The following is a 25,880-nucleotide window of genomic DNA, read 5'->3' as shown; positions in this document are numbered from 1 at the left end:
CCCGCGACTCTTCGTCTAGATCGACCGAATCTACTTTAGGGTCCCGTACCAACTCGCGATCGCCTCACCGATTGCGCGGGGCGAATCCTCCTGCAGGAAGTGCAACCCCTTGACCGCCACTTCGCGCTGATTCGGCCATCCGCGGCAAAACTCGCGCGCCCGCCCGGCTACGATCATTCCCGGCTCTCCATTGACGAACAACTTGGGGATCGGCGAAGTCGCGAGCCAAGCGCCATAATCCTTTACGATCGCTACCACGTCCGCCGGTTCCCCGTCGATCGGAATCTGCCGCGGCCATGTCAGCATCGGACGGCGCGATTCGCCCGCCTCGGTATAGGGCCGTCGGTACACTGCCATCTCGGCCTCGGTCAGCCGGCGCATCACGCTCGCCGGCAGGATCTTCTCGACGAAGATATTCTTCTTGAGAACCAGCTCTTCTCCAGCCGGGCTCCGCATCGCCTCGAAAATCCCACGCGCCGCATCCGGCCACTCCGCCCATGTCAGCGGCATCACGACCGCCTCCATATAGGCGATCCCTTTGACCGCGGCGGGATTACGCTTCGCCCAATGGAATCCTAGCGCCGAGCCCCAGTCATGCACCACCAGGGTCACCTTCTCCTGCTTCAGGCCGAGCGCATCGAACCACGCGTCCAGATAACGCGAGTGATCGACGAAGCGGTACGAACCGTCCGGCGCCTTACCCGAGGCTCCCATCCCGATCAGATCCGGCGCGAGGCATCGGCCCAGCCGCGCCAGATGCGGGATAATGTTGCGCCACAAGTACGACGAGGTCGGATTACCGTGCAGAAAGACGATCGGCGCACCCTCTCCGACCTCGACGTAAGACATCTCGGTCGCTCCGACATTGACGCGTTTGCGCGGATGCGGGTCGGCTGCAGAGATCGTCGCCTCGCTCATATCGGACACCCTCGACTTACAATCGATTTCGATCTGACAACCTAGGCCAACGCCGCCAGTTTCGCCAGCCAGTCGCAGCGCCGGCGGACTATCCATTCGCGTCCGAGAAAAATATCCTGAAACCTGATGGACGAGCCACGCTATATCATCCTTCATGGTCATTTTTATCAGCCGCCGCGCCAGAATCCCTGGACCGGCTTGACCGCGTCCGAAGCGAGCGCCGCGCCGTTCGCCAACTGGAATGAACGGATTCTGAGTGAGTGCTACGCCGCGAATGCCCGCGCTCATACGATGAACGGGCGGGTGGCTTATATTCGCAACAACTACGAGGCGCTGAACTTCGATTTCGGTCCGACCCTGCACGGCTGGCTCGAGGCGCACGGAACCAATGCCTGCCGCGCGATCCGGCGCGCCAATGACACCAGCCGGCTCGCGCACGCAGGACACGGCAACGCCATCGCGCAGGCCTACAACCATTCGATTCTGCCGCTGCTCGACGCGCGCGGCCGTGAGATCCAAATTGCCTGGGGCATCGAGGATTTTGTCGTGCGCTTCGGCCATCTACCCGAAGGCATGTGGCTGCCCGAATGCGCCGCCGACGACGAAACGCTCGCCGCGGTCGCGCGCGCAGGCATTAAGTTCGTCATCCTCGGTGCCGACCAGGGGCGTTTCAGCAGCACTGGCCGCGAAGCCGGGCCCTTTGTCTGGCGTCGCGCTGATCTGAACCTGGCGATCTTCCGTTTCGACCGCGAGCTTGCGGGCTGGATCTCGTTCGGAGACGGTCTCGCCGACGGCGCCAAGTTCGCCGACGGCCTCGCCGGCGCCGCACTCGCGCTGGCGCCCGGCGCCGCTCTCCTCGTCGCAACCGACGGCGAAACCTTCGGCCATCACAAGCGCGCCGGCGCGGCCGAGTTGGCCCGCGCACTCAGCCAGCTCGAGACGCGCGCCGACATCGTCGTCATGAGTTGCGCCGCCTATCTGGCGGAGCATCCGCCGTCGGGGAGTTTTCAACTCGACCAGCCCTCCTCATGGAGTTGCGGCCACGGCATCGAGCGCTGGCGCGCCAACTGCGGATGCCGCCTCGACAGCCACTCGAACCAGGAGTGGCGCGGACCCCTGCACGACGCGATGGCCTTCGTGCTGCATCACGCCGACGCCGTCTATGATCGGTTCGCCTCCGGCCTCGTTGCCGACAGCTCTCAGGCACTGCGTGAGGCCGGCCGCCTGTTCGCCGATTCCCGGCCCGCCACGCTCGAAGAGTTTGGCCGCCGCCACAAGCTGCGTGACGGGGCCGCTCGCGATCGCCTCCTGCGCCTGTTCGAGATGGAGCGGGCGGCGCACGCCGCGCTCACCAGTTGCGGCTGGTTCTTCGACGACTTCGCCGGCCTTGAAGGACGTATCGTGCTGCGTTACGCTGCGCGCGCGCTTGAACTCGCCGGCGAGCAAAGCCGAAGTGTCGAGCTCGAGTTGCTTGAGCGCCTGCGTCAAATCAACTCGAATCATGGCGGCGATGCCGCCTCGTTATATTTGAGCCTCAAAACGCGCGAAGCGCGCGGGAGAGCCTAACCTGCGCGGGAGAGGATAGATGGCCGCGAACGAACCCAGCCTCAATATCGAGTCCGTGCTGCGCGAGGGGCGGAAGTTCCCGCCGAGCGCGGAGTTCACCCAGCGCGCCGCCGTCAAGGGCCTCGCGGAATACGAAGCGCTCTATCGGCGCGCCGAGGAAGATCCCGAAGGCTTCTGGGCCGGCTGCGCCCGCGAACTCGCCTGGTCGAAACCCTTCAGCAAGGTGCTCGATTGGCAATTCCCCTTCGCCAAGTGGTTCGCCGACGGCGAACTCAACGCCGCCTACAACTGCGTCGATCGCCATCTGAGCGGACCGCGCCGCAACAAGGCTGCCCTCATCTGGGAGGGCGAGCCCGGCGATTCGCGCGTCCTGACCTACCAGATGCTCGCGACTGAAGTCGCACGGTGCACCAACGCGCTCAAGGAACTCGGCGTGCGCAAAGGCGATCGCGTCGCGATTTATATGCCGCTGGTGCCCGAAGCCGTAATCGCGATGCTCGCCTGCGCGCGTCTCGGCGCAATCCATTCGGTCATCTTCGGCGGCTTCTCCTCCGAGGCGCTGGTCGATCGTATCAATGACGCGGAGGCCCGCCTCGTAATTACCGCCGACGCCGGATGGCGTCGCGGGCAAAAGGTCGAGCTCAAGCGCAACGTCGATGAGGCCCTCAAGCGCACCCCCTCGGTCGAAAAATGCCTGGTCCTGAATCGCGTCGGCGTTTCGGTCGCGATGCAGCCCGGCCGCGATCTCTGGTGGCACGAGCTCGTCCCGCAACAAAGCTCTGACTGCCCGGCCGAACCCGTAGGGGCCGAGCATCCGCTCTTCACTCTCTACACCTCCGGCACCACCGGCAAGCCCAAGGGCGTGGTGCACTCCACCGCCGGCTATCTCACGCACACCCTGATAACGATGAAGTGGATCTTCGACCTCAAGGAAGAAGACATCTACTGGTGCACCGCGGACATCGGCTGGATCACCGGCCACAGCTACACCGTCTATGGGCCGCTGGCCGCCGGTGCGACGGTCCTGATGTACGAGGGGGCGCCGAATTTTCCTCACGAAGATCGCTTCTGGTCGATTATCGAAAAGTATCGCGTCAACATTTTGTACACCGCGCCGACCGCGATTCGCACCTTCATCAAATGGGGCGAACAGTGGGTCAAGCCGCACGACCTGACGAGTCTGCGGCTGCTCGGCACCGTCGGCGAACCGATCAATCCCGAGGCCTGGATCTGGTACCACAACGTTATCGGCGGCGGCCGCTGTCCGATCGTCGATACCTGGTGGCAGACCGAAACCGGCGGGATCATGATCGCGCCGATGCCCGGGGCGATCGCGACCAAGCCCGGCTCCGCCACCCGGCCCCTGCCCGGCGTCGCCGCCGACGTCGTCACGCGCGAGGGCCAGTCCGTCGGCGCCAATCAGGGCGGCCTGCTCGTCATCAAGCGGCCGTGGCCCGGGATGCTGCGAACGATCTTCCGCGACCCCGAGCGCTATCGTCAGCAGTATTTCAGCCAGATCGACGGCATGTACTTCACCGGTGACGGCGCGCGCCGCGACGACGACGGCTACTTCTGGATCATGGGCCGCGTCGATGACGTGATTAACGTCTCGGGACATCGCCTCGGCACGATGGAAATCGAGAGTGCGCTGGTCTCGCATCCCGCAGTGGCCGAAGCCGCGGTCGTCGGCCGGCCCGACGAGATGAAGGGACAGGCGGTCTTCGCCTTCGTCACGCTCGAGGGCGGGCGCAAGGGCGACGCCAAGCTGCGCGATGAACTCAAGCAGCACGTGGTCAAGGAGATCGGCGCGCTCGCGCGACCCGACGACCTCCGTTTCTCCGACGCGCTGCCCAAGACCCGCAGCGGCAAGATCATGCGGCGGCTGCTGCGCCAGATCGCGGCGGGCGATCAGACCCTCGGCGACACCGCCACCCTCGAAGATCTGTCGGTCCTCGCCAAACTCCGCGAAGACGACGATTGAGCACCGCGCCGCCCGTATCGGAATATCTCTTTGTTTGCATGGTCGCCGCGGGAACGACGCAATGACAGACGACCGATTATTCTCCGGACGATTCGGAAGGTGAGCCCCAATGGACCTGGAAGAGTTGCGAAAGGCTCTGGAACATCCACTTTTTGACAGTGCCATCGTCAAGCACGGATTTGCCCCATTTTTTCGGGACTACGATCTCATAGCGCAGATAGAAAATTACCAATTTCATTACCGCTTTACCCACTGTACCTCCGCGACAGTGACAACCGCAGTACGCGACGACGTCTGGCCACGGTCGTGGGACGATCTGTTCACAGATTATCCTGCGTGGGAACGCGAGGGTTGCCCGGAGGGCTATGTTTGGGGTGTGTGCTGGTCACTGGCCTATCCAGGGGCCGAGTACGTGGAGAACTCGACGGCGGCGCGAAACTGGAGCGAGCGTTTAGGTAAGCCGATGCACGAGGTAAACATCCTAACCAATGGATATAACATTAACTTAATCTTTCACGATCTGATCGTTCGAGAATTGAAGGAAGGCGATAAGGAATGGGTTCCGGGCATACTGGATCAATACGTGTTTCCAATCATTCGATGAGGAACGAGTTCCGCAGGGAGTGAAGCTCCTACGTCCTCGGCTAGGAGCCCGGAAACTTGCAAACTCGTTCGCTACGCGGCGGCGGGGGGGAGCATCGCGATCTTGCCGGCGATCGTGCCTTTTTCCATCAGCTCCTGCGCGTGAGCCAGCTCGCGCAGCGGCAGCACCTTGCCGACCACCGGCTTGATCTGCCCGCTTGCGACGAACCGCATCGCATCCATCAACTCACCCTTGTTGCCCAGATGCGAGCCCAGATAATTCTGCTGCTTGTTCCACAACAAACGAATATCAAGATGCGCATCGAAACCTGAGGTCGCGCCGCAAGTCACGATCGTGCCGCCCCACTTGAGACACTGCATCGAGATCGGCCAGGTCTCGGCGCCGGTATGCTCGAACACGATATCCGCACGCCGGCCGTTGGTGATTTTGCGAACTTCCTGGAAAACGTCGTGCTGCTTGCGATTGAGCACGTACTCGGCGCCGAGATTGCGGCAGAGTTCGAGCTTGTCGTCGCTCGACGCCACCGCGATCGCCCGCGCGCCGTAAAGCTTCGCGATCTGGATCGCCATCACGCCGAGGCCGCCGGCCGCGCCCCACACCAGCACGAAGTCGCCGGCCTGGATTCGCGCGCGCGTCACCAGCATCCGCCACACCGTGACCAGCACCAGCGGCATCGTCGCGGCTTCGACATGAGTGAGATTCTTCGGCTTGGGCAGGACGTTGACTGCGGGCACGCGGCAATAGTCGCCGTGCGCGCCGTCCAGCGGTCCGGTCTGGAAGCCCCAGATCTTGAATTCCGGACAGAAGAACTCTTCGCCGCGCGTGCAATAATCGCATTGACGACAAGAGATTCCGCAATGCACGACGACCTCATCGCCGAGCTTGACGTTGTGCACCTCGCTGCCAACCTCGACCACGACGCCCGACGCATCAGAGCCCGAGATATGCGGGAAGATCGTCTTCATCCCGGGAATCCCGCGGCGCGCCCAGATATCGTTGAAATTGCACGCCGAGGCTTTGACCTGCATCACAACGTCATTAGGGCCCGCTGTCGGGGTCGGCGTGTCGGCGTACTTGAGCACTTCGCCGCCGCCGTTCTCATCGAAAATTATCGCCTTCATCGGATTTTCCTGCCGCGTTTCGCGGAATCGAGTCACGCAGAAGGATAAAATTTTCGCTGGAATCTCGCAACGATATTTCCCAATTCGGGCGTGATGAGCTAACTTAAGACCGACTCGCCAACAATCAGGCTAGGATTGCATCACAGCGGCAGCATCAGGGAGAAATCGCGATGAATGTCGATTATGACGTGATAACGATTGGTGGTGGCCTGGGCGGTGGTGCGCTCGCGAAGGCGCTGGGTGAAAACGGGAAGCGCGTGTTGGTGCTCGAACGCGGACTCAGTTCAAGGATCGTGTGCGAGGCGAGGATCCCACCGTGGGGCGGTTGGAGGCACAGAAGCTAGGCTTGTATACCATCCTCCTTGAGCGTTGTGGGCACGAGACCTTACTGGCAAGGGATCGGACAGTCGCCGCGCGACCTCAGAGCAACTACAGCGCAGCGACTTTCTGCCCTAACGCTCTTTCATCCTGCGATGCAGGAAACCGTGCTCGATAGCGCCCGAACGGCGGGTGCGGAAGGATGGCGTGGAGTCGCGGCGTGCGCCCTGCGTTGCGTTATCCAGCCGTGGTTTCGGTTGAGCGCCGCGCGCCTCTCTTTTTCACGGGCCTGACGTAGAACCGCCGCGCGGTAGCCGTGATATTGAGCGTTTCATCAGCGAAACCGTTGCGTCCGGAATGCCGGCGGAGCTCTACATCGGCGCGCGCACCGCCGGACCGCTCGCGAGCTTCGATATGACCGAACCTTGGGTGGATCACCCATATCAGGATGGTGTCGCCCTGCTCGGCGATGCCGCCGGAGCAAGTGACCCGACCTGGGGTCAGGGGTTGAGCCTGACCCTGCGCGGCGCCCGCGCGCTGGCCGAAAACGAGAGCGACGATTGGAACAGCGCGGCGCACAGCTATGCTTCTGCGCATGACGAATTCTTCACGACTGCGAGAATCGTCATGCAGTGGCATTACGATCTCTTTTTCGCACGCGGCGAGGAGGCTGATCAGAGACGCGGACGCGCATTACCGCGCTTGATGAGTGCACCGGATCGCCTGCCGGATCATTCTCTTGAGCGGACAGCCCGCGCCACTAAGCTGCGCCGTTGGTGAGCGCAGTTTCGTGGCCGTTGTGGCCGAGCAGGGCGGCGAGTTCGTGCTCGAAGCCGCCGGTTTCGATCGCGCAGTGCATCCCGCATTCCTTGGGCGCGCCGGTCTCCCACCACCAGCGGCCGTTGCGCGGATCTTCGCCGTCCGCCACCGGGCGCGTGCAGGGCGCGCAGCCAATCGATTTGAAGCCCTTGTCGTAAAGCTCGTTGTACGGAACATCGTTGGCGCGGATATAGTCCCAGACCTCTTCGTCGGTCCAATCGGCCAGCGGCGCGAATTTGACGATCCCGCCATGATCGTGATCGATTTCGAGCTTGCGGATATTCGAGCGGGTGGCCCACTGATCGCGCCTGAGGCCGGTGATCCAGGCGTCGTAGTTCATCAGGGCGCGCCGCACCGGCAGCACCTTGCGCACCTGGCAGCAGAGTAGGCGCGAGTTGACCGCGTTGTAAAAGAGATTGTTGCCGTGCTTCGTGACCATATTCTGCACGACGTTGGTGTCAGGGAAGAAAACCTCGGTCCTGATGCCATACTTGTCGCGAATCTGATCAATTAGCTTATAGGTCTCCTCAGGCTGCCGTCCCGTATCGATCGTGAAGACGCGGATTCCCGGATCGATCTTCCAAGCCATATCGATCAGCGCGACGCCGTCGGCCTGAAAGCTCGAACAGAGCCCCACGCGGCGGCCGAATTTCTCGATCGCCCAGGCAAGCACTTCCTGCGGTTCCTGGCTGTCGAGCTCGACCGCGGCCTCGCCGGCTTCGAGTTCGTCCATCACGATTGCTTCGGTATCGGTATGTGTTTCCATCACGTCTCTTTCGTCTTGGCGCTCGGCTTTATAGGTGGGCCTGTTCGAGACTGGTCGAGACCTCCGCGCTGCCGATCGTGACCAGCGCGGCGTCGGGCGTGCGCACGCAGAATTGCGTGAAGGACTCGCCCGCCAGCCGCTCTTCGAGATAGCCGGCGAACAGGCGCGCGACGGTCTCTTCGACCTTCGCCGACGGCACGCGGCGCAGCAGCGGCCGGCCGATCGCGGCGTCGCGGCCGAGGCCGCCGCGCAAAATCACGTCGAAGGCTTCGAGCGGCTCGCCGCTAGGGCCGCGCCCGGTGGTGCCCTGCAGACCGATATCGCCGGTCCAATGCTGCGCGCAGGCGTGCGGACAGCCGTCGAGATTTACCTTCAGGCCGCCGACCGCGTCGCCGAACTGGCCGACCAGCCGCGCGATTATCGACGCCAGCTTCTCCTTGGTGGGAGTCACGGCATAGTTGCAATGCGGATCACCGATACAGCCGATCGAGGAGCCATAAAGTCCGTTGGCATCGATCGGAAAACCGATCTCGGCGACGCGCCCGAGAATCTCGTCCAACCGTTCGCGAGGAATCCCGGTCAGGATAAAGTTCTGCCGGCGGGTCAGCCGGATATCGCCGCCGAAGCTGGCGGTTAAATCGGCTATCTCGCGCATCTGCTGTCCGCTCATCGTGCCGAGATAGACCGGAAAGCCGGCATAGAGCAGTCCCGGATCGCGAGACTCGTGCACGCCCATATGGTCGCTCTCGGCGTCGGGTAGCGGCATCTCCGGCAGATCCTCAAGGGCGCCGCCGAGGCGCGCCTCGACCAGGCGACGAAACTCCTCGACCCCGTAATCGTCGATCATGAATTTGAGCCGCGCCTTGACGCGCGAGATGCGGTATTCGGTGGTCGATTGCCAGACGTCGATAATTGCGCGCAGGACCGCGATCGTCTCGCTACGCGGAACAAAGACCCCCAGATGACGCGAGAGGCGCGGCGTCGAGGACTGGCCGCCGCCGACCCGCACCGCGAAACCTTCGCGGCCGTCCCTGACCGTCGCGATCAGCGCGACGCAATTGATCTCAGGCGCGTTGCACTGGAAGGAGCAGGCCGAAATCGTGATTTTGTGCTTGCGCGGCAGATCGGAATAGTCGCGATTATTGTAGAAAAATGCCGCCGCTTCGGCGACCAGCCCGGTCACGTCGAACAACTCGTCGGCGCTGACTCCCGCCGCCGGGCATCCGGTGATATTGCGCACGACGTCGCCGCATCCGCCCATCGTGGTCAGGCCGACGGCCTTGAGCTGGTCGAGAATCTCGGGAAAGCGATCCAGCGTGATATAGTGCAACTGGATATTTTGGCGGGTCGTCAGTTCCCCCTGGTCGCGGCCGCAGCGCTCGGAAATCTCGCCGATCGCGTTCAATCCGGCCGGGCTCAGGATCCCGCTTGGAATCTTCACGCGCATCATGAAGGTGCCGATCTTCGGCTTGTCGTGATACATCCCGAACCACTGGAGCCGAACGATGTCCTCTTCGGGCAATTTTTCGTAGGACGTGTCAACCAAACGCTGCCACTGCCCGGCCAGCTCAGTCGGGAAAAGCTCGTGCTTGAGGCGCTCGACTGAATTGCGCTTCAGCACCATTTCCCGGGACGGCGGTTCGCGTTTGGGCATGAGGGTGGACCTGTTCCTCGACAGCCTTTTCGGCAGGCTAGAAACAGAAGATAACTTAGTAGACTAAATCAGTCAACTAATTAGATCACTAACTTAGTCCGCTATTCCGTTCGACCCTCGATCATGCTATAAAACTCAAGGGTCAGATGAAATTTGGCGTCGGCATCGATTATTGTCTGAAAGCGCTGTTAATGTTGGCCGACCGTTTCCCCACGGCGCAGCCGCAGCGCGTCGAGGAGATCGCGACGACTCAGAGCATCCCGGAGAACTACCTGCGCCGGCTCCTAATCGAACTCAAACGCGGCGGGCTGGTCACCAGCCAGAAGGGCCCAAGCGGAGGATACCTCCTGGCGCGCCATCCCTCGCGCATCACGATGGCGGACGTGGTCCACCTTATCGAGGGCGACTACACCCCGGTCGAGTGTCTCGAGGACGGCGCCGCGGGGACGCTCTGCCAGCCCGGCGACGGCTGTGCGATGCGCGAGGTCTGGCGCGAGGTGCGCGACAACGTCACCGCGATCCTCGCACGGACGACGCTGCAATCACTCAGCGAGCGCCGCCGCAAAGCGATCGACTTCCAGATTTGATCGCGCGCGCCTGCGCGCGCTAGTATCGACTTCCGAAAATGACTCGCGGGCAGGCTAATGGCATTCTCTCATACGCCGGTTTCATTGCCTTCCCGCAACAATCATCCGCTCATGGAGCGCCCGAGTTTCGCCTCGGGCATTATCCTTTCCGAGCATGTTAGCAGAGGCACAAGGTCTCTAGCTGTGAACGCCGGAAATTCTTCGCTGCACTTATATGACTTTGCGAATATGACTTTGCGAACAGTTAGGCGCTGCGCAGAAATTCGATTAGCGCGCGATTCACGGCGTCAGGGCTTTCCTGCTGCGTCCAATGGCCGATACCCGGCAGGATGACCTTGCGCTTGAGATTAGGCACGTGGCGCTCCATCGCATTGACCTCTTCGCCCCAGAAACCGAGAACGCCGTCGCGATCACCCGCGATAAAGAGGGCCGGCTGGCGGAGCTTGGCCCCGTCGAGGAAGGGCGTCAGCGCCCAGTTGCGATCGACATTGCGATAATAGTTGAGACAGCCCGCGAAACCGCTGCGCTTGAATTCGCCGACCAGGAACTCTATATCCGCATCAGTCACGAAGGTCGGTTTCTTCGGCGTCGGAGCCAGCCCTATGCTAGCCATGTCCTTCGGATCCATCGCAAACTTCCATCGCTCCTCGACAGGCGGCTCGCCGGACGCAGAGTAGAGTGCGTTCACGATCGTGCCATACACATCGGCCTCCATGCGCTTTTCCATTCCGGGCGATCGAAAAATTTGCTGATAGAAGATCTTGCCAGGATACTTCTCCTGCTCCCACGCGCTCGGGCTGATCGACAACCGTGGCAGGAACGGCACGCTGAGCAGCCCGACAGCGGGGAAGAGATCGGGCCGGAAGAGCGCGGCGAACTGAGTGATCCACGCACCCCAATCATGTCCGACGATCACCACCGGATCGCCACCTAGCGCATTGGCCAAGCCGACAAGATCGCCCGTAAGTTGAAAGATATCGTAGGCCTCGACCTCTTTCGGCTGTGCGGTCTGGCCGTACCCACGCATGTCCGGCGCGATAGCATGGAACCCCGCTTCGGCAAGCGCCAGAAGTTGATGCCGCCACGAATACCAGGATTCGGGAGCGCCATGGCAAAGCAGAACGTGCGGACCGCTTCCCGCTTCCGCATAGTGCATCTTGATGCCGTTGGTAGTGACGAATCGATGAGCGATCTCAGCCATGACCTCTCCTGCTCTGCTCGACGAACTGAACCGACCCGCCTGATAAATCTCAGGCGCGGCCGTAGACCGGCACGACCACTCCCGACGTCACCTGATTCTGATCCGAGCACAAGAATGCGACCGTCTTGGCGATATCCTCGGGCTTGACCCAGTTCTCGTGCTTGGCCTTGGGCATCGCCGTGCGATTCGCCTCGGTGTCGATCGTGCTCGGCGCGATCGCGTTGACCAGAACGTTGTCGGTCAGTACCTCCTCGGCCAGTGACGCAGTGAAGGTGCGGATCGCACCCTTCGCGACGGCGTAGGCGGCGAACTCGCCAGCGCCGAGGAGCCCGGTGCGCGAACTTACCGAGACGATCCGGCCGAACTTGTTCTTCTGCATGATCGGCACGACCGCCTTACAGCAGAGGAAGGTCGGCTTGAGATTCAGATCGAACATCGCCTGCCACTCGGCCAGCGTGGTCTCGGCGACGGTCTTGAAACCCCAGAAGCCGCCGACCAGGTTGACCAGCGCGTCGACGCGCCCGAAGCGCTGCGTGGCCTCGCCGACGAACTTCGCGACCTCGGTCTCGTTGCCAAGATCAACTTTGCCCAGCATGATGTTCGCGTCGGGATAGCGGCCGCCCATCCGCTTGTGGAACAGCGGGATCTCGGCCTCGACGATCCAGGGCACGACCACCTTGGCGCCGTTGGCAAGAAAATGGTCGGCGACCGCGCGTCCCAGCGCGCCGGTTCCGCCGGTGATCATCGCGACTCGATCTTTCAGCAATTCCATGAAGCGCCCTCCCAGGCAATGATGCGTAATTGCGTTAAGCCCAAGTCCGCAGGTTAGGAGAGTTGGGCGGCGCGCGTCCAGTCCTTGGGCGTGCGCCGTCGAAATACCGGATCGTCGATAGAGGGTGTTGCTGTGGCCAAATTGGAGAAAGCTGAGTGGGTTGCCGGACAAATCGGGCGCGCCGGCGTGACGGTCATCGACCCGCGACGCCCGATGAAATATCTCGCGGGCCATCTGCCGGAGGCGATCAATCTGCCGGTGTACAAGGCCTTTGGGGCCGACGGCGGACTGCTCGCGCCCGAGGCGCTGACCGAGTTTATCGGCGGAGCCGGGCTCGGCGACGCGGCGACGCCGGTGCTTTACGACTCGCCCGAGGGGCAGAACGCCGCGATGCTCGCCTGGATCCTCGAGTATCTCGGACGCACCGATGTGCACATCATGGAAAATCTCTACGAGGGCTGGAAGGCGGCGGGCCGCGAGGTTCGCTATCGACCCGTGGTCGGTGCGCCGACGCGCTTCAGCGCTCGCTTGAATCCGGCGATTCGGGTCACGGCCGAGGAAGCGACCGCGGCGAGCGGGATGAAGTTCGTCGATTTTCGCAGCCGCGAGGAGTTTTCCGGCGTGCGCGTGATCGGCGAGGACACGCCGGGACATATTCCGGGGGCGGTCAACCTGATCTGGCGTGATCTGGCGAATCCGCCGGAGCTGATCCTTAAGCCGCGCGGTGAAATCGAGGAGCTGATCGCGCGCGCGGGCGTCATGAGCAGCGATCGTATCGTCGCTTATTGCAGATCCGGACCCCGTGCGGCGCTGGGTTATCTCGCCTTGCGCGCGGCGGGATACGACGTGCGGCTGTTCGACGGCTCATGGGCGAAATGGACCAGTATGGGTTTTTCAGTGGAGTGCTGACGCGCGCCGCCCGCTGTTTGACAAGCGCGGCGGCGGACCGGAGAATTGAGCGATCATGGCGCGAATCACTGTAGAAGACTGCCTCGAACGAATTCCCAACCGCTTCGAACTGGTGCTGGGCGCTGCCCGCCGAGCCAAACAATTGCTCAAGGGCGCGCGCCCGCTGGTTGAATCGGAAAACAAAGAAGTCGTGACGGCACTGCGCGAAATCGCCGCGGGCAAGGCCATCCTGGTCGAACCCGAAGCGAAGTGACGGCGCGGAAGAGCCGCGTAACGCCGCATTCACGCGGTTAAACAGTTCCCCGAGCCTCGAACGCAGCCTCAAGGATTTCACGATGGCGCGGAAAGCGGGCGGTAAACGAGGCGTCAGCCCTCCGATCGCGAAAAAGCCCCGGCGCCGCGCGCAGGCGGCGATCCGGAACGTGCGCGATGAAGTAATCGAGACTCTCGCCGTGCCGGTCGAAGTCGTCGAGGATGTCGCTAGCGGTAGCGCGCCCGCGATTCCTTTCGACCACGACACCGAGGAGGTGGCGGAGAGCGCCGTGGCGGAGAGCCGGTTGCCGGGCCTCGATGATGACGATACCGGCGTGGCCGGCGCTGACGAAGGCGCCGACGGCGCGCAAGAGGACCCCGACAGTGCGATCATCCCCTATGACCCCCTCGGCCGCTATCTGAGCGAGATCCGCCGCTTTCCGCTGCTCAGCCGCGAGGAAGAGGTTATCATCGGACAGCGCTACGCCGAGCATCACGACCCTGCCGACGCCTACCGGCTGGTGACCGCAAATCTACGCCTGGTAGTTAAAATCGCCAACGAGTTTTCGCGCGCCTCGCGCAATCTGCTCGATCTCATCCAGGAAGGCAATGTCGGGCTGATGGAGGCGGTCAAGAACTTCGACCCTTATCGCGGTATCCGTTTTCCGTCCTATGCGGTCTGGTGGGTACGCGCCTACATTTACCGCTATCTGATCAACAACTGGCGGCTGGTTAAAATCGGCACCACGCAGGCCCAGCGCAAGCTCTTCTTCAACCTGCGCAAGGAAACCGAGCGGCTCGAGACCGAGGGCTTTACCCCGCAGCCCAAACTGATCGCGCAGCGCATGGGGGTCAAGGAGAGCGAGGTGCGCGAGATGCAGGAGCGGATGGGGCAGAACGAGGTCTCGCTCGATCAGCCCGCCACCCCGGGCGACGAGACCAGCCTGATGGACCTGCTGCCGGCCGCCGAGCTCAATCCCGAGGAGCGCACGGCGCGCGCCGAGTGGCGCAAGTTCGCCCACGAGCAGGTCGAGGAGTTCGCCGCGACGCTCAGCGACAAGGAGCGCGAGATTTTCGCGGCGCGCCTGATGACCGAAGATCCGCCGACCCTGCAGGAGGTCGGCGCGCGCTTCGGCGTGAGCCGCGAGCGCGTGCGTCAGATCGAAGCGCGGCTGAAGGTGCGGCTGCGCGAGTTCATCCAGGAGCGCGCGGGCGATATCGATCACGCCGAATCCTGATGCACGCCGAATCCTGATGAAACTGCTTCATCTCACCGCCTTCAACCAGTGCGCGGCGGCGCTACAGTCGTTCGGCCAGTATCGCAATCCGCGCGACCATACCTCGACCGGCTATACGCATACGGAGCACTGGGTTGAACTGGCGCAGCGGCTCGAACGGGGCGGCTTCGACTCGATTTTCTTCGCCGACGTCCACGGCGCGTACGATGTCTATCGGGGCACTGCGGAGGCCGGGATTCGCCACGCCGTGCAGTTTCCCGGCAACGATCCGACCCTGTTGTTCCCGGCGATGGCGCAGGCGACGCGTCATCTGGGCTTCATCTCGACCTACAGCACCACCTACTATCCGCCGTTTCACACCGCCAAGCTCTTCTCGTCGCTCGATCATTTCACGGGCGGGCGAGTCGGCTGGAATGTCGTGACCTCGTATCTCAGCAGCGCGGCGCGTAATGGCCTCGGCCCGATGATCGCGCACGACGAGCGTTACGATCGCGCCGAAGAATACATGGAGGTGGTCTACAAGCTCTGGGAGGCGAGTTGGGAAGAAGACGCGGTAGTGCGCGACGGCGCACGCGACATGCATACGGACCCGGCCAAAGTCCATCCGATCAACCATCGCGGCGAGTACTACGAGGTCGCGGGGCCCCACATGTGTGAGCCCTCGCCGCAACGCACGCCGCTGATCCTGCAGGCCGGGCAATCGGGCCGCGGAATTCGCTTTGGCGCGCGCCACGCGGAGGTGATCTTCGTCACCTATCCGACATTCGAGGCGGCGCGTTCGCGCGTCGCGCGGATTCGCGAGGCCGCCGCGGCCGAAGGCCGCGACCCGCGCCACGTCAAGGTGATGGCCGGCGTCGCGGTGATCGTCGCCGAGAGCGCGGCAGAGGCGCGGCGCAAAGAAGATCGCCTGCGCAGCTACGCCAGTCCCGACGGCGGCTTCGCGCTGTTCGGCGGATGGACGGGGATCGACCTTGCGCAATATCGCGACGACGAGCTCCTCGAAGGGCTCGATTCCGAGGGCATCAAGGCTGCCGCGCGATGGTTTTCTGCGGATAAGCTCGGCCGCCGCGTCACTCTGGCCGACGCGCGGGAGAAGATGAAACTGGCGAGCCTCATCCGTCTGATCGTCGGCGATCCGAGCGCAGTCGCGGACGAACTCGAACAATGGGCCGACAACGCCGACGTTGACGGCATCAACCTCGTCCCGATCGAGCAGCCGGGCAGTTTCACCGATTTCGCCGATCTCGTGATACCCGAATTGCGCCGCCGCGGGCGTCTCCGCACCGGCATCAACGGTACGACCCTGCGCGAAAGCCTCTTCGGCGCCGGGCATCGACGGCTCTTGGCGGACCATCCGGCGTATCGAATCGCCGGAATCGCGCCGCGCGCATGATCGCTGTCGGCGGGGACGCGCGCGTCAGGGCATCAGGGATTTAAGGAACCTTCGAGCGAGCAGCGATAATGGAGCCAACGGCGGCGGTGATGCGGCAGCGGACGTGCGCGATAATTGTCGTGGGAAACGAGATCCTCTCCGGCAAGGTCCAGGACAGCAATTCCTACTTCGCCGCGCGGGAGCTGCGACGGATTGGCGTGACGCTTGATCGCATTGCGGTCGTCCCGGATGAGCTAAAAACGATTGCCGAAGAAATCGCACAGGCCGCGCGCACTCACAATTTCGTTATCTCTTCGGGCGGCGTCGGCCCGACCCACGACGACATCACGATGGAAGCGGTGGCGATCGCGTTTGGGCGCAAGCTCGTCATGCATCCTGAACTCGAGCGGCTGATTCGCGCGCATTTCACCGAGCGCCTCGCGACCGGGCTCAAGATGGCGGAAGTCCCCGAGGGCGCCGTTCTCAATGATACCGACGATCTGCGCTTCCCGACGGTACAGGTCGAAAACGTCTATATTCTGCCGGGGATTCCGCAGATTTTTCAGCGTAAGCTCACCGCGCTGCTCGATCGTTTCGCGACCGATCCCTATTTCCTTCGCGTCATCTATACCAGCGCCGGCGAGGGTGTTATCGCCGAGCATCTCAACGCCTGCATGCGGGCTTATCCCGAGCTGCTGCTTGGTTCCTACCCACGCCTCGGCGACCCCGAATATCGGGTGAAACTGACCCTTGAGTCCAAAGATCGCAATTATCTGGATAGTGCATTTAACCATCTGATGGGCTTGCTCCCGCGCGACGCGGTGGTGAAAATAGAGTAGCTCAAGCCAGGTGGCTTGAAGGGAGGGGCGGGGAAAGAGGAGGAAGATCATGCGGTTCAAATCCCAAGTTATTTCTGTGTTGGCGATCGCTCTGCTGGCCGGATCCGCTCCGGTGACAATGGCACAAAGTGCGGGCGCGCCCGCACCAAACACGCCTCAGGTCGCTCAGCCCGATCAGGGCGGAGTGAACTGGAAGGGCGTCGGCGTTGGCGCGGGCACGGTCGCCGGCAATGTCCTATACGTGCCGGCCAAGCTCGTCTACGGTATCCTCGGCGGAATCGCCGGCGGCGCGGGTTATGCGTTGACCGGCGGGAACCAGCAGGTCTCCGATACCATCTGGCGGAGTTCGCTGGGCGGTGACTACGTGCTGACGCCCGACATGGTTACCGGCAAAAAGCCAGTCCATTTCAGCGGGCCCACGCAGACGGCGCAATCGGATGCCTCAACGGGCGGCGATCCGAGCGGCAGCGGCCTCAGTTTCGCGCGCTCCGGATCGAGTGCGCCGTCGTCCCCGGCGATTGCTCCGGCGCAGGGCGCTTCGGGGCCGAGTCCAATCGATAGCGGCGCCGGTCCGGTTGGCCGCGCGCTGCCCGTTCAAAAGAGCGCACCAGCTCCCGACAGCGGGATCGAATAAAGCTGGAGCGGCGGAGCGGCAAATGAGTCCCGTCAGAAAGACCCGGTTCCTCTGGAAATCCACTTGAACAACTTGCCGCAACGCAAGAAGTTTCTTGCGCGATGAGATGAAGGTCGAGGCTGACGAGCGGGATTATGCCAAAATCCCGCTGAGCCGCGCCGAACTCGAAGAATTGTTTCGCGGACGCGACCCGCGCGACTTCATCAACCCGAAGAGTCCGGTCTTCAAAACCCTAGGCCTAAAAGGCAAGAGCCTCACGCCCGACGGGGCGATCGCGCTGATGGCCAAGGAACCGAACTTGCTCAAACGGCCGATTTTGGTCGCGGGCAAAGCAATCGTCGCGGGATTCGATCGCGACACCATGCGCGACGCGCTCCGATGATCTCACGCTGGAGTCGCCGCCTTCGGACGACCTGACGGCCATCCTCGCCGATCCGCGGGTCGCGATGCGAATCAGCGGCGCCGCCGCTCGACGCGACCGCGCCCGTCCGGCTATGAATCTACCTCATGGCAAACTCGCGCATCGAGCTACTCGTCATTGGGGTTATGCTGATTTTTCAGGCTACGCTAATGGCGGCGACGCTGACGCCAGAAGTCGCCACGCCGGGCGTTGGGATGCCGGTTTGCAACGGCAAATACCAAAAACCGTCCTAAACTTTCACCTGACGAACTGGCGGACATTTTAAAGAAGCGCGCCGAGTTGTTGAAAGGTGACAGCTTCCTAGATATTAAACTATTCACCGACCTTAGGAGAGCGAATCTTTGTGGCGCGGCGATGGATGGTGCCGTTCTGACGGGAGCGCACTTGGACGGTGCGAACTTGGAGGGTGCCTACCTAACCGGCGCGGTTCTAGCCGGCGCGCACATGGAAGGCGCGCTGCTGGTCGGCGCGCACCTGAACGATGCTTATTTGATCAATGCGTACTTGATCGGCGCGGAGCTGGGAAGCGCAGACCTGACCGGCGCACAGTTGTGGGCCGCGCACCTAAACGACGCAGACCTGCGTAACGCGGACCTGACTGGTGCGAATCTGGCATCTGCGCACCTGGAAGGCGCACATCTGAACAATGCACACCTGAACAACGCGGATCTGTCATTTGCGAATGTCGCCGATGCAGACTTCGACTTTGACGTAAATTCGCCGCCTAAGGCGGTTCCTGGCCTTTATACCGCCCGGAATCTGCAACTCGTCAAATTTACCGAACAACCGGCCGGGCTGGTTAAGCTGCGAGGCGAGTTCAAAGATCTGGGTTTGCGCACTCAAGAGAACCAGCTCACATACGCCATCAGACGCTCGGAATTAAGCCGAAGAGACCCACAACAACCAGGTGGACCCTACGTCCATAGCTGGTCCGAACGAACCTTCAATACCTTGTTTTTTGATTGGACTTGCCAGTACGGCATTTCGCCGGGACGTCCAATTTTGATAGTCGCCGCCTTGGCGATGATGCTGTCAATTGTTTATATATTTGCTCAAATCGATCCCGGACCGAACGCGGGCATCTGGGCAGTCTGGGACGAGCACAGCATCAAACTGGCTGAAGGGAGCAAAGAACCGAGCAACTGACCGACGGGTTTCCATCAGCTAGTTCAGACTTCAGCTTCCTGTTGCTGGCGTTCTATTTCAGCTTGCTCTCCGCGACGCGTATCGGCTGGCGCGAGTTTAACGTCGGCACCTGGATCCACGCGGATTCAGCGGCGCCAATATTCTCTGCAAGCTACCGGATGGGTTCGGGTGGTGTCGGGCGTACAGTCCCTGATCAGCGTTTACCTTGTCGCACTGGCAATCCTGACGTACTTCGGAACACCATTCGAATACTAACGGCATTGTTCCAGTGATCGTTCCGGTCACGCTTATCGGCCACTACGTGCGGCGCTTCGCGATCGCCTACCTCGAAGGCCAAGTCTATCTGGAGCCCCATCCCGCGGAGTGATTCTGCGCAATCGCATCTGACCCTCCTGCTTGCCGACGCGGCAAGGGTCGTAGTAAAGCTCGCATCAATCTCAAGGCGGGTTTCAATTGGAGCGCTAAAAATGAAGATCGGATTATTTGCGATAGGAACGGGAAAGATGGCGGGTGGCGGCCTGCTCAAGGAAGTTGCGGCGCACGCGGAAAAGGTTGGAATCGCGACGCTATGGGTTCCCGAACACGTCGTTTTGCTTGAGCAGTATGCCTCAAAATATCCCTACTCGCCCGACGGCGCGCTGCCCGCGCAGACCAACGCGCCGATCTTCGATCCCTTTATCTCGCTCGCGATGATGGCCGCGGCGACCTCGACGATTCGTCTCGCCACCGGCATCTGCCTGGTGCCGGAGCATAATCCGCTGGTGCTGGGAAAAGTCGTTGCGACGCTCGATTTCCTTAGCGGTGGACGGGTGGTGCTGGGCGTCGGGATCGGCTGGCTCGAAGAGGAATTTCAGGCAATCGGAATTCCGTGGGAGCGGCGCGCCGATCGCACGCGCGAGTGTATCGCGGCGATGCGCAAATTGTGGGGCGAGCAAATCAGCGAATATCGCGGCGATTTCGTCAACTTCAGCAACGTCCGCAGTTACCCCAAGCCGGCAAGCGGCGCCAACGTCCCGATTTTCTTCGGCGGAGAGAGCGGTCCGGCGCTGCGCCGCGTCGCCGAATACGGCACCGGCTGGGTGGGCTTCAATCTCACGCCGGACGAGGCCGCGGCAAAAATCCGGCGCATCGAGGAGCTGCTCAAGGCCAACGGACGCAAGCGCTCCGACGTCGAGTTGGCAGTTTCGCCCTACACCAAGAAGATCACCGCCGATGATCTCAAGCGCTATCGCGACGCGGGCGTCGATGAAGTAGTGCTGGTGAATTTGCGGCCGCCGCGCGCCGCCGAGGAAAGCAAAAAAGATCTCGATCAGATCGCGCGCGACTGGGTTGAGCCCGCCGCGCGGCTTTAGTGGGCGCATAGCTTTCAGCGGCTGACGCCAGTACGACACCGACCAGGACAATTTCTGAGGAGCATTGACGATGGACATTGGCTATTTCGCACTGGGGATCGGACCGCTGACCACGCCTGAATGGATCAGGCCGGTCGCGATGGCCGCCGAGCGGCTCGGCTATTCGAGTATCTGGGCGCCCGAGCACGTCGTGCTGATCGATAAGTTCAGCTCGAAGTACCCCTACTCGGCCGGCGAGTTTCCGATGCCGACCGATGTGCCGTTCGCCGACCCGTTTACCACGCTGGCCTTTGCCGCGGCCTGCACCAGCCGGATCAAGATCGCCACCGGCATCTGCCTGGTACCCGAGCATAATCCGCTGATTCTCGCGAAGACCGCGGCCACGCTCGACCAGTTGAGTGGCGGCCGCTTTATTCTCGGCACTGGCATCGGCTGGCTGGCGGAGGAATTTCAGGCGCTGGGACTGTCGTTCGAGCGGCGCGCACAGCGGACCCGCGAATATATCGACGTGATGCGCAAGCTGTGGAGCGAGCCCAAAAGCACGCATCGCGGTGAGTTCGTCAGCTTCCCGGAAGTGCGCAGCTTTCCGAAGCCGCACAACGGCCGCAGTATTCCGGTCTGGTTCGGCGGGGAGAGCGGTCCGGCGCTGCGCCGCGTCGGCGAATACGGCGACGGCTGGATCGGCTTTCGCCTGATGCCGGACGAAGCCGCGGTGAAAATCCGCCAGATTGAGGAGCTTCTCAAGGCTGGCGGTCGCAAGCGCTCCGACGTCTATCTCTCGGTCTCGCCCTACAACAAGCCGGTGACCACCGACGACATGAAGCGCTACCGCGACGCGGGCGCTGACGAAGTGGTGCACGTGGTCTTCGATATTCCGCCCACCGTCGCGGAATTGACGAAACGCCTCGAACGCATGGCCAAGGAGTTCGTCGAGCCGTCGATGAAACTGTAGGAACGGAGCTGTAGGAATCAGAAGAAAACCAGCGCGCGCACCTCGATACTTTCGCGCGGTGGCGGTGGCGGCTGAGTTAGTGGTAGATCGATGGCGGTATGCGCGGTAAAGCGCGCGCGGCCGTCTCTGATTGAATCGAAGCACTTGAGCAGGATCGCTTCGTCGGGTTGCATCTCGGGGAAGTAGAACCATCGATGGGCCGGGCGGAATTTGAACAGATAGACTTCGTGCTTGACGCCCTCTGACGTCGGCACGAGATCCTGCGGCGCGAGGGTCTGCGCATCGCAGACTGCGAGCGGCGTATCCCGCACCGGACCGCGGAGCGGCCGCCAGACATTGACCACCGCGAAGCGGCGCTTGAGCAGGCCATCAACTTTGTCGGGCAGGTACAGGCGAACGCGCTCCGGCGCCGACTTTTCGGTGTAGTCATCATGGACGACGCGCACCGGTTCGCGCGCGGCCTGACCGCTCGCCGCCGCAGGCTCGGCGCGGCGCACGTCGTGTTCGAAGGCGCAGGCCATCGCGGCCCCCATAACCTCTCGGAGCAATTGCTCGACCCCGGGGTAGTAGACTGCGCGAACCTCGTCAGGATCGTAGAAGTTGCGGACGGCGGTCGCGCGGTGCTCCAACACGAAGCCTTCGCGATCGAGCGCCAACTGCGCGACGGCGCGGGCGTCGTAGATCGGCAAAGTCCGGCGACAGAACCCGCCATCATTGCCGGCGTAATTTAACACCGCCTCGAACAGATTAGATTTGACCGCCACGGTTAATTTATCGGAACCTAGCTTGCCCGTGCGCTTGTGAGCTACGGCTTTGGCTACGCGGGCGTGAAGGTTCGCGTCAGGACATTGCGCTGGACTTTGCCGGTCGCGGTCTTGGGCAACTCGGCGACGATGTGGAGCACCTTCGGGACTTTGAAATCGGCGAGGCTTTCGCGGCAAAACGCCTGAAGGTCTTTTGCTGTCGCCGATCCTTTCAACACGATCGCGGCGCTCACCTCCTCACCGTACTTTTCGTCGGGGACGCCAAAGCTCGCGGCCTCGGCGACGGCCGGATGCGCGAGCAGGACCGCGTCGATTTCCGCTGGCGAGACCTTCTCGCCGCCGCGATTTATCAACTCTTTAATCCGGCCAACCAGGCTGACGTAGCCCTCCGCGTCGAGCTTTCCGCGATCACCGGTGCGCAGCCAGCCGTTGACGAAAGCCGCGGCATTCGCGGCCGGATTGCGGTCGTAACCGCCCATCACATTGGCACCTTTGATTGCGACCTCGCCTTCGCGCTCCGGCGGCAGGGGCAGGCCGCCGTCGTCGAGGATCGCGACTTCCACGCGCCCGCCGAGACCCACGCTGCCGGCCTTGTGCGGCGCCGGCGGGAGTGGATTGGTCGCAATCTGATGAGCCGCCTCGGTCATGCCATAGGCTTCGAGCACCGGGGCCTGGAAGCGATCCTCCATCTGCGCGAGCATGGCAGGCGCCAGCGCGGCCGAGCATGATCGGATGAAGCGGAACCCACTGTTGGACGGTGCATCGGAGTCAGCGCGGAGCAGCAGCGTGCGATGAATCGTCGGCACGGCGGAGTACCAGGTCGCGCCCGTAGATCGTGCTAGCGGCCAGAATGCGTTGGCGCTGAAACGCCTCGGCGCAACCACGGTTCCACCCGAGTACAAGGTCGAGAGGGCGGCGCCGATCAGGCCATGGACGTGGAACAGCGGCATCACGAGCAGGGTGCGATCGTCGGCCGTCAGCCGGTAACCGCCTGCGATATTCTCGATCGAGGCCATCAGATTGGCATGGGTCAGCGGCACGCCTTTGGGCTTGCTGGTGGTGCCGCTGGTGTGGAGAAAGAGCGCGACATCGTCGGGATTTGGGTCAGAGCCCGAGAGCTTGCGCGTCGCTGCACCGCGCGAGCGGACCGCAAGCTGCACTTGCCCGCTCGAATCGACGGAAAGCGGCCAGGCCGGAAGGTTGAGCCGCGCGGCCGTCTCGAGCGATGCGCGGTCATCCGTCATCGCGATCACCGCGCGAATTCCGGCATCTTCCCACAGCGTCGCCAACTCGGCGGCTTGCGCCCCGTTGTACGGGGCCGCGGTCAGACGCGCGCGAAGGACTGCGAGGAAAACGACGATGAATTCGGGGCCGTTGGGCAGAACAATTGCGGCCCGCGCGCCCGGCTCGAGTCCGCTCGCCGCGAGCGCCTCAGCCAATCTGTCGATTTGCCGGCTAAGCTGGCGGTAAGTCAGAGATCGATCGGGCTCGACCCCAATTAACGCGACGCGCGCGGGATCGGCCGTCGCAAGCAAATCGTTCATGGTCTTCATTTCCCGCTCATCTGCGATCGATAAAGACGCGCTCCTTCCCGATCCACATCGCGGAGTTCCGAAAATCGATAAAATTAGTCTCGTCCGCGACTGCAATCTCCATGGCGCGTTTCGCCTCTGCGGAAGCCGCGAGCGTCGCCAGATCGGCGCGATCAAACCACGCCTCGGCGTGGCCGTCGTAGGGCGCGACGCGAGTTCCGCGGCTGACCCGTAGTTGCTGTTCGAGATCATCTTCGCAGCGATGGACTTGCAGATAGCGCCGCATGCGCATGGCGGACGCCACGCCGCGGATAATCGGCCCGTGATTGGTCCGCCAGTAGAGCTGCGCCTGCGCCAAGCTCTGATTGGATGGATGGCGCAGACAAAAAAACAGCTTCACCAGCGGACTATGCTCGCGCGCGACCAAATCTTCCGGCGTCGGATTGACCTGCGGATATTCGTACGCCAGCCACATCGGCGAATTCGCAAGGTCGATAAAGCGCTTTTCGTCTTCGAGCAATTCCGAGGCCGCGGCCTTACCCGCAGCATTGCCGAAGCTCCCCGCCAGAGCCTCGCGAGTGGTCCACCAAAGCTCGGCGACGCCATCGTACGGCGGTTCCATGCCGCCGCGCGCTGCGGCCAGCGCGTCGTTTACAGGATCATCGAGCGTGTGGAGCTGGACATAGCGCAGGATGTTCAGCGTGACCGAGTGGCGGGCGACCAGCGGACCATGAGTCTCGCGCCAGTAATTCTGGAACTCCGCGCGCGACATACGAGACTGTCGTCTAAGAACAAAAGTCAAACGAATCATGATTACCTCGGCTCCTCTCTTAGTACGAGGCGCTGTGCAGGACGCCCTCGCCTTCCAGTTTCGCGATCTGCGCCTCGCCGTAGCCCAGATAGGTCGATAGCACGCGGCGATTGTGCTCGCCCAGAAAGGGCGCCTCGAGCGCGAGACTCTCGGGAAAGCCCGAGAAGCGCAGAGGGAAGCCCGGCACCTGAAAATCCCCGATGATCCGATCATGCACCGTGCGCACGGTGCCGCGCTCGCGCAGATGCGGATGCTGCATCGCCTCCTCGACCGTTAGCACAGGAGCATGGGCGATATGCGCTTTGCGCAGGAGTGCGACGGCGGCGTCGACGCCCGCCAGCGTCATCAGCCAGTTTTGAATCGCGCCGTTGACGACGTCGCGATTGGCCACGCGCGTACTGTTTTCGAGGCACCGCACATCCTTGATCAGTTCCGGCCGGCCCATCAGCTCGCAGAGACTCGCCCAGTGATTGTTCTGGAAGGCGAAGATCCAGATCGAGCCGGTTTTGGTCTTGAAGATGCCGGCTGGCGACAGCGTACTGATTTGCGCACCCATTCGGGTTACCCGCATCGCGCCGTGGCTGGCGCTGACCAACTGCACCGCCATGTCGTGATAGTGGAAGTAGGAATCGAGCAGTGAAATGTCGAGATGCTGGCCCTGGCCGGTGCGCTCACGATGCAACAATGCGGTCGCCACGGCGGCATAGGCGTGCACCCCGGTCGAGACGTCGCCAATCGCCAGCGCCGCGGGATAATAGTCGCCGTCGGCCTCGCCGCTGAGCGAGGTCACCCCGGCGTAAGATTGGCCGATAAAATCGTAGCCGGGTTCGGGCGCGAGCGGTCCACTTTGGCCAAAGGTTGAGACCGAGCACATGATGATGCGCGGGTTGAGCTCGCGCACCGTGGCGTAGTCGAAACCCATGCGTCCGATTACACCCGGTGCGTAGTTCTGCACCAGCACGTCAACCTTAGGTACCAGCTCGCGCACGATCGCGCGTCCGGCTGGACTCTTGATATCAAGACAGAGGCTGAGCTTGCCGCGGTTCTGCTGGACGAAATAGGCGCTGCGCAGGTCCTTGACGTAGGGGAAGTTGCGGCACAGGTCGCCACCCGGCGCGAGTTCGATTTTGACGATCTCGGCGCCCATCTCGGCCATCAATTTGGTCACCGTCGGCCCAGCAACGAACTGCGTGAAGTCGAGGACTTTGAAGCCTTCGAGCATATGTTTGGGAGCGCTCATCGCGATCGCAACACCTCCTGTCCAGTCCCGCGTCGCGGGATGGTCGTCAGCGGTCGAATCAGCGAGACGTTAGCTCAGGTTGCGCGCCGACTGCAAAGCAGCGCGCTGCTG

At 62.5% G+C, this 25,880-nt stretch carries 24 protein-coding genes and 2 pseudogenes; 16 read left to right on the top strand and 10 right to left on the bottom strand.

Annotation, left to right across the window (positions count from 1 at the left end; genetic code table 11):
- Positions 1-30: 30 nt before the first annotated feature.
- Positions 31-918 carry a haloalkane dehalogenase gene (locus VKS22_12690; GenBank protein HLW71466.1) on the bottom strand — a complete coding sequence of 296 codons (888 nt, stop codon included), beginning with the start codon at positions 916-918 and terminating at the stop codon, positions 31-33.
- 126 nt (positions 919-1,044) lie between these two features.
- Here VKS22_12690 and VKS22_12685 point away from each other — a divergent pair, with 126 nt between their 5' ends.
- From VKS22_12685 to VKS22_12675, 3 genes are all read left to right on the top strand, one after another.
- On the top strand, positions 1,045-2,484 hold the full coding sequence (locus tag VKS22_12685) for a DUF3536 domain-containing protein (protein ID HLW71465.1): 1,440 nt from the start codon (positions 1,045-1,047) through the stop codon (positions 2,482-2,484).
- Between the two features lie 19 nt (positions 2,485-2,503).
- The gene (gene acs / locus VKS22_12680) at positions 2,504-4,465 is read left to right on the top strand and encodes an acetate--CoA ligase (GenBank protein ID HLW71464.1); all 1,962 of its coding nucleotides are present in this window, start codon (positions 2,504-2,506) and stop codon (positions 4,463-4,465) included.
- 109 nt (positions 4,466-4,574) lie between these two features.
- A complete protein-coding gene (locus tag VKS22_12675) occupies positions 4,575-5,069 on the top strand; it encodes a hypothetical protein (GenBank protein HLW71463.1) in 495 nt (164 codons plus the stop codon).
- A 71-nt stretch (positions 5,070-5,140) separates the two neighbouring features.
- Here the strand turns inward: VKS22_12675 and VKS22_12670 are convergent, their stop codons facing one another.
- The gene (locus VKS22_12670; GenBank protein HLW71462.1) at positions 5,141-6,190 is read right to left on the bottom strand and encodes a zinc-binding dehydrogenase; all 1,050 of its coding nucleotides are present in this window, start codon (positions 6,188-6,190) and stop codon (positions 5,141-5,143) included.
- 675 nt (positions 6,191-6,865) lie between these two features.
- Between VKS22_12670 and VKS22_12665 the strand changes: the two genes are divergently transcribed.
- Complete coding sequence (locus VKS22_12665; protein ID HLW71461.1) at positions 6,866-7,288, top strand: hypothetical protein; 423 nt, start codon at positions 6,866-6,868, stop codon at positions 7,286-7,288.
- Here the strand turns inward: VKS22_12665 and VKS22_12660 are convergent.
- Both VKS22_12660 and VKS22_12655 read right to left on the bottom strand, forming a co-directional pair.
- Positions 7,269-8,093, bottom strand: a complete 825-nt coding sequence (locus VKS22_12660; protein ID HLW71460.1) for a phosphoadenylyl-sulfate reductase — start codon at positions 8,091-8,093, stop codon at positions 7,269-7,271. The genes VKS22_12665 and VKS22_12660 overlap by 20 nt on opposite strands.
- A gap of 28 nt (positions 8,094-8,121) precedes the next feature.
- A complete protein-coding gene (locus VKS22_12655) occupies positions 8,122-9,747 on the bottom strand; it encodes a nitrite/sulfite reductase (protein HLW71459.1) in 1,626 nt (541 codons plus the stop codon).
- A gap of 146 nt (positions 9,748-9,893) precedes the next feature.
- Here VKS22_12655 and VKS22_12650 point away from each other — a divergent pair, with 146 nt between their 5' ends.
- Positions 9,894-10,334, top strand: coding sequence for an Rrf2 family transcriptional regulator (locus tag VKS22_12650; GenBank protein HLW71458.1), 441 nt, complete (start codon positions 9,894-9,896; stop codon positions 10,332-10,334).
- Between the two features lie 244 nt (positions 10,335-10,578).
- On the opposite strand, the gene VKS22_12645 is transcribed toward VKS22_12650, so the two are convergent.
- The gene (locus VKS22_12645) at positions 10,579-11,535 is read right to left on the bottom strand and encodes an alpha/beta hydrolase (protein HLW71457.1); all 957 of its coding nucleotides are present in this window, start codon (positions 11,533-11,535) and stop codon (positions 10,579-10,581) included.
- Positions 11,536-11,584: 49 nt separating this feature from the next.
- Positions 11,585-12,307: an SDR family NAD(P)-dependent oxidoreductase gene (locus VKS22_12640; GenBank protein HLW71456.1), complete on the bottom strand. Its 723-nt coding sequence runs from the start codon at positions 12,305-12,307 to the stop codon at positions 11,585-11,587.
- 132 nt (positions 12,308-12,439) lie between these two features.
- Between VKS22_12640 and VKS22_12635 the strand changes: the two genes are divergently transcribed.
- The 11 genes and pseudogenes from VKS22_12635 to VKS22_12585 all read left to right on the top strand — a co-directional run bounded on the left by VKS22_12635 (position 12,440) and on the right by VKS22_12585 (position 21,422).
- A complete protein-coding gene (locus VKS22_12635) occupies positions 12,440-13,216 on the top strand; it encodes a rhodanese-like domain-containing protein (protein HLW71455.1) in 777 nt (258 codons plus the stop codon).
- 55 nt (positions 13,217-13,271) lie between these two features.
- Positions 13,272-13,427: pseudogene (gene rpoZ, locus VKS22_12630) on the top strand (DNA-directed RNA polymerase subunit omega).
- 124 nt (positions 13,428-13,551) lie between these two features.
- Complete coding sequence (locus VKS22_12625) at positions 13,552-14,706, top strand: RNA polymerase factor sigma-32 (GenBank protein ID HLW71454.1); 1,155 nt, start codon at positions 13,552-13,554, stop codon at positions 14,704-14,706.
- 16 nt (positions 14,707-14,722) lie between these two features.
- On the top strand, positions 14,723-16,099 hold the full coding sequence (locus VKS22_12620; GenBank protein HLW71453.1) for an NtaA/DmoA family FMN-dependent monooxygenase: 1,377 nt from the start codon (positions 14,723-14,725) through the stop codon (positions 16,097-16,099).
- Between the two features lie 119 nt (positions 16,100-16,218).
- Positions 16,219-16,917, top strand: a complete 699-nt coding sequence (locus VKS22_12615; GenBank protein ID HLW71452.1) for a competence/damage-inducible protein A — start codon at positions 16,219-16,221, stop codon at positions 16,915-16,917.
- A gap of 49 nt (positions 16,918-16,966) precedes the next feature.
- Positions 16,967-17,551 carry a hypothetical protein gene (locus VKS22_12610; GenBank protein ID HLW71451.1) on the top strand — a complete coding sequence of 195 codons (585 nt, stop codon included), beginning with the start codon at positions 16,967-16,969 and terminating at the stop codon, positions 17,549-17,551.
- 79 nt (positions 17,552-17,630) lie between these two features.
- Positions 17,631-17,933: pseudogene (locus tag VKS22_12605) on the top strand (ArsC/Spx/MgsR family protein).
- A gap of 228 nt (positions 17,934-18,161) precedes the next feature.
- On the top strand, positions 18,162-19,118 hold the full coding sequence (locus VKS22_12600) for a pentapeptide repeat-containing protein (GenBank protein ID HLW71450.1): 957 nt from the start codon (positions 18,162-18,164) through the stop codon (positions 19,116-19,118).
- A gap of 259 nt (positions 19,119-19,377) precedes the next feature.
- A complete protein-coding gene (locus VKS22_12595) occupies positions 19,378-19,485 on the top strand; it encodes a DUF1722 domain-containing protein (GenBank protein HLW71449.1) in 108 nt (35 codons plus the stop codon).
- Positions 19,486-19,585: 100 nt separating this feature from the next.
- The gene (locus VKS22_12590) at positions 19,586-20,470 is read left to right on the top strand and encodes an LLM class F420-dependent oxidoreductase (GenBank protein HLW71448.1); all 885 of its coding nucleotides are present in this window, start codon (positions 19,586-19,588) and stop codon (positions 20,468-20,470) included.
- 70 nt (positions 20,471-20,540) lie between these two features.
- Entirely contained in the window at positions 20,541-21,422 is an 882-nt protein-coding gene (locus VKS22_12585) for an LLM class F420-dependent oxidoreductase (GenBank protein HLW71447.1), read from the top strand.
- A 17-nt stretch (positions 21,423-21,439) separates the two neighbouring features.
- On the opposite strand, the gene VKS22_12580 is transcribed toward VKS22_12585, so the two are convergent.
- From VKS22_12580 to VKS22_12565, 4 genes are read right to left on the bottom strand one after another with little or no spacing between them, the layout of a single operon-like run.
- The gene (locus tag VKS22_12580) at positions 21,440-22,186 is read right to left on the bottom strand and encodes a CmcJ/NvfI family oxidoreductase (protein HLW71446.1); all 747 of its coding nucleotides are present in this window, start codon (positions 22,184-22,186) and stop codon (positions 21,440-21,442) included.
- 53 nt (positions 22,187-22,239) lie between these two features.
- Positions 22,240-23,739, bottom strand: coding sequence for an acyl--CoA ligase (locus VKS22_12575; GenBank protein HLW71445.1), 1,500 nt, complete (start codon positions 23,737-23,739; stop codon positions 22,240-22,242).
- A gap of 7 nt (positions 23,740-23,746) precedes the next feature.
- Positions 23,747-24,490, bottom strand: coding sequence for an EthD domain-containing protein (locus VKS22_12570; protein ID HLW71444.1), 744 nt, complete (start codon positions 24,488-24,490; stop codon positions 23,747-23,749).
- A 58-nt stretch (positions 24,491-24,548) separates the two neighbouring features.
- Positions 24,549-25,769, bottom strand: coding sequence for a CoA transferase (locus VKS22_12565; GenBank protein HLW71443.1), 1,221 nt, complete (start codon positions 25,767-25,769; stop codon positions 24,549-24,551).
- Positions 25,770-25,880: the final 111 nt, after the last annotated feature.

It is taken from the genome of Candidatus Binataceae bacterium (assembly GCA_035308025.1).
In the GTDB taxonomy this organism is placed as follows: domain Bacteria; phylum Desulfobacterota; class Binatia; order Binatales; family Binataceae; genus JAJPHI01.
This window is presented reverse-complemented; position numbering and strand designations above follow the sequence as displayed.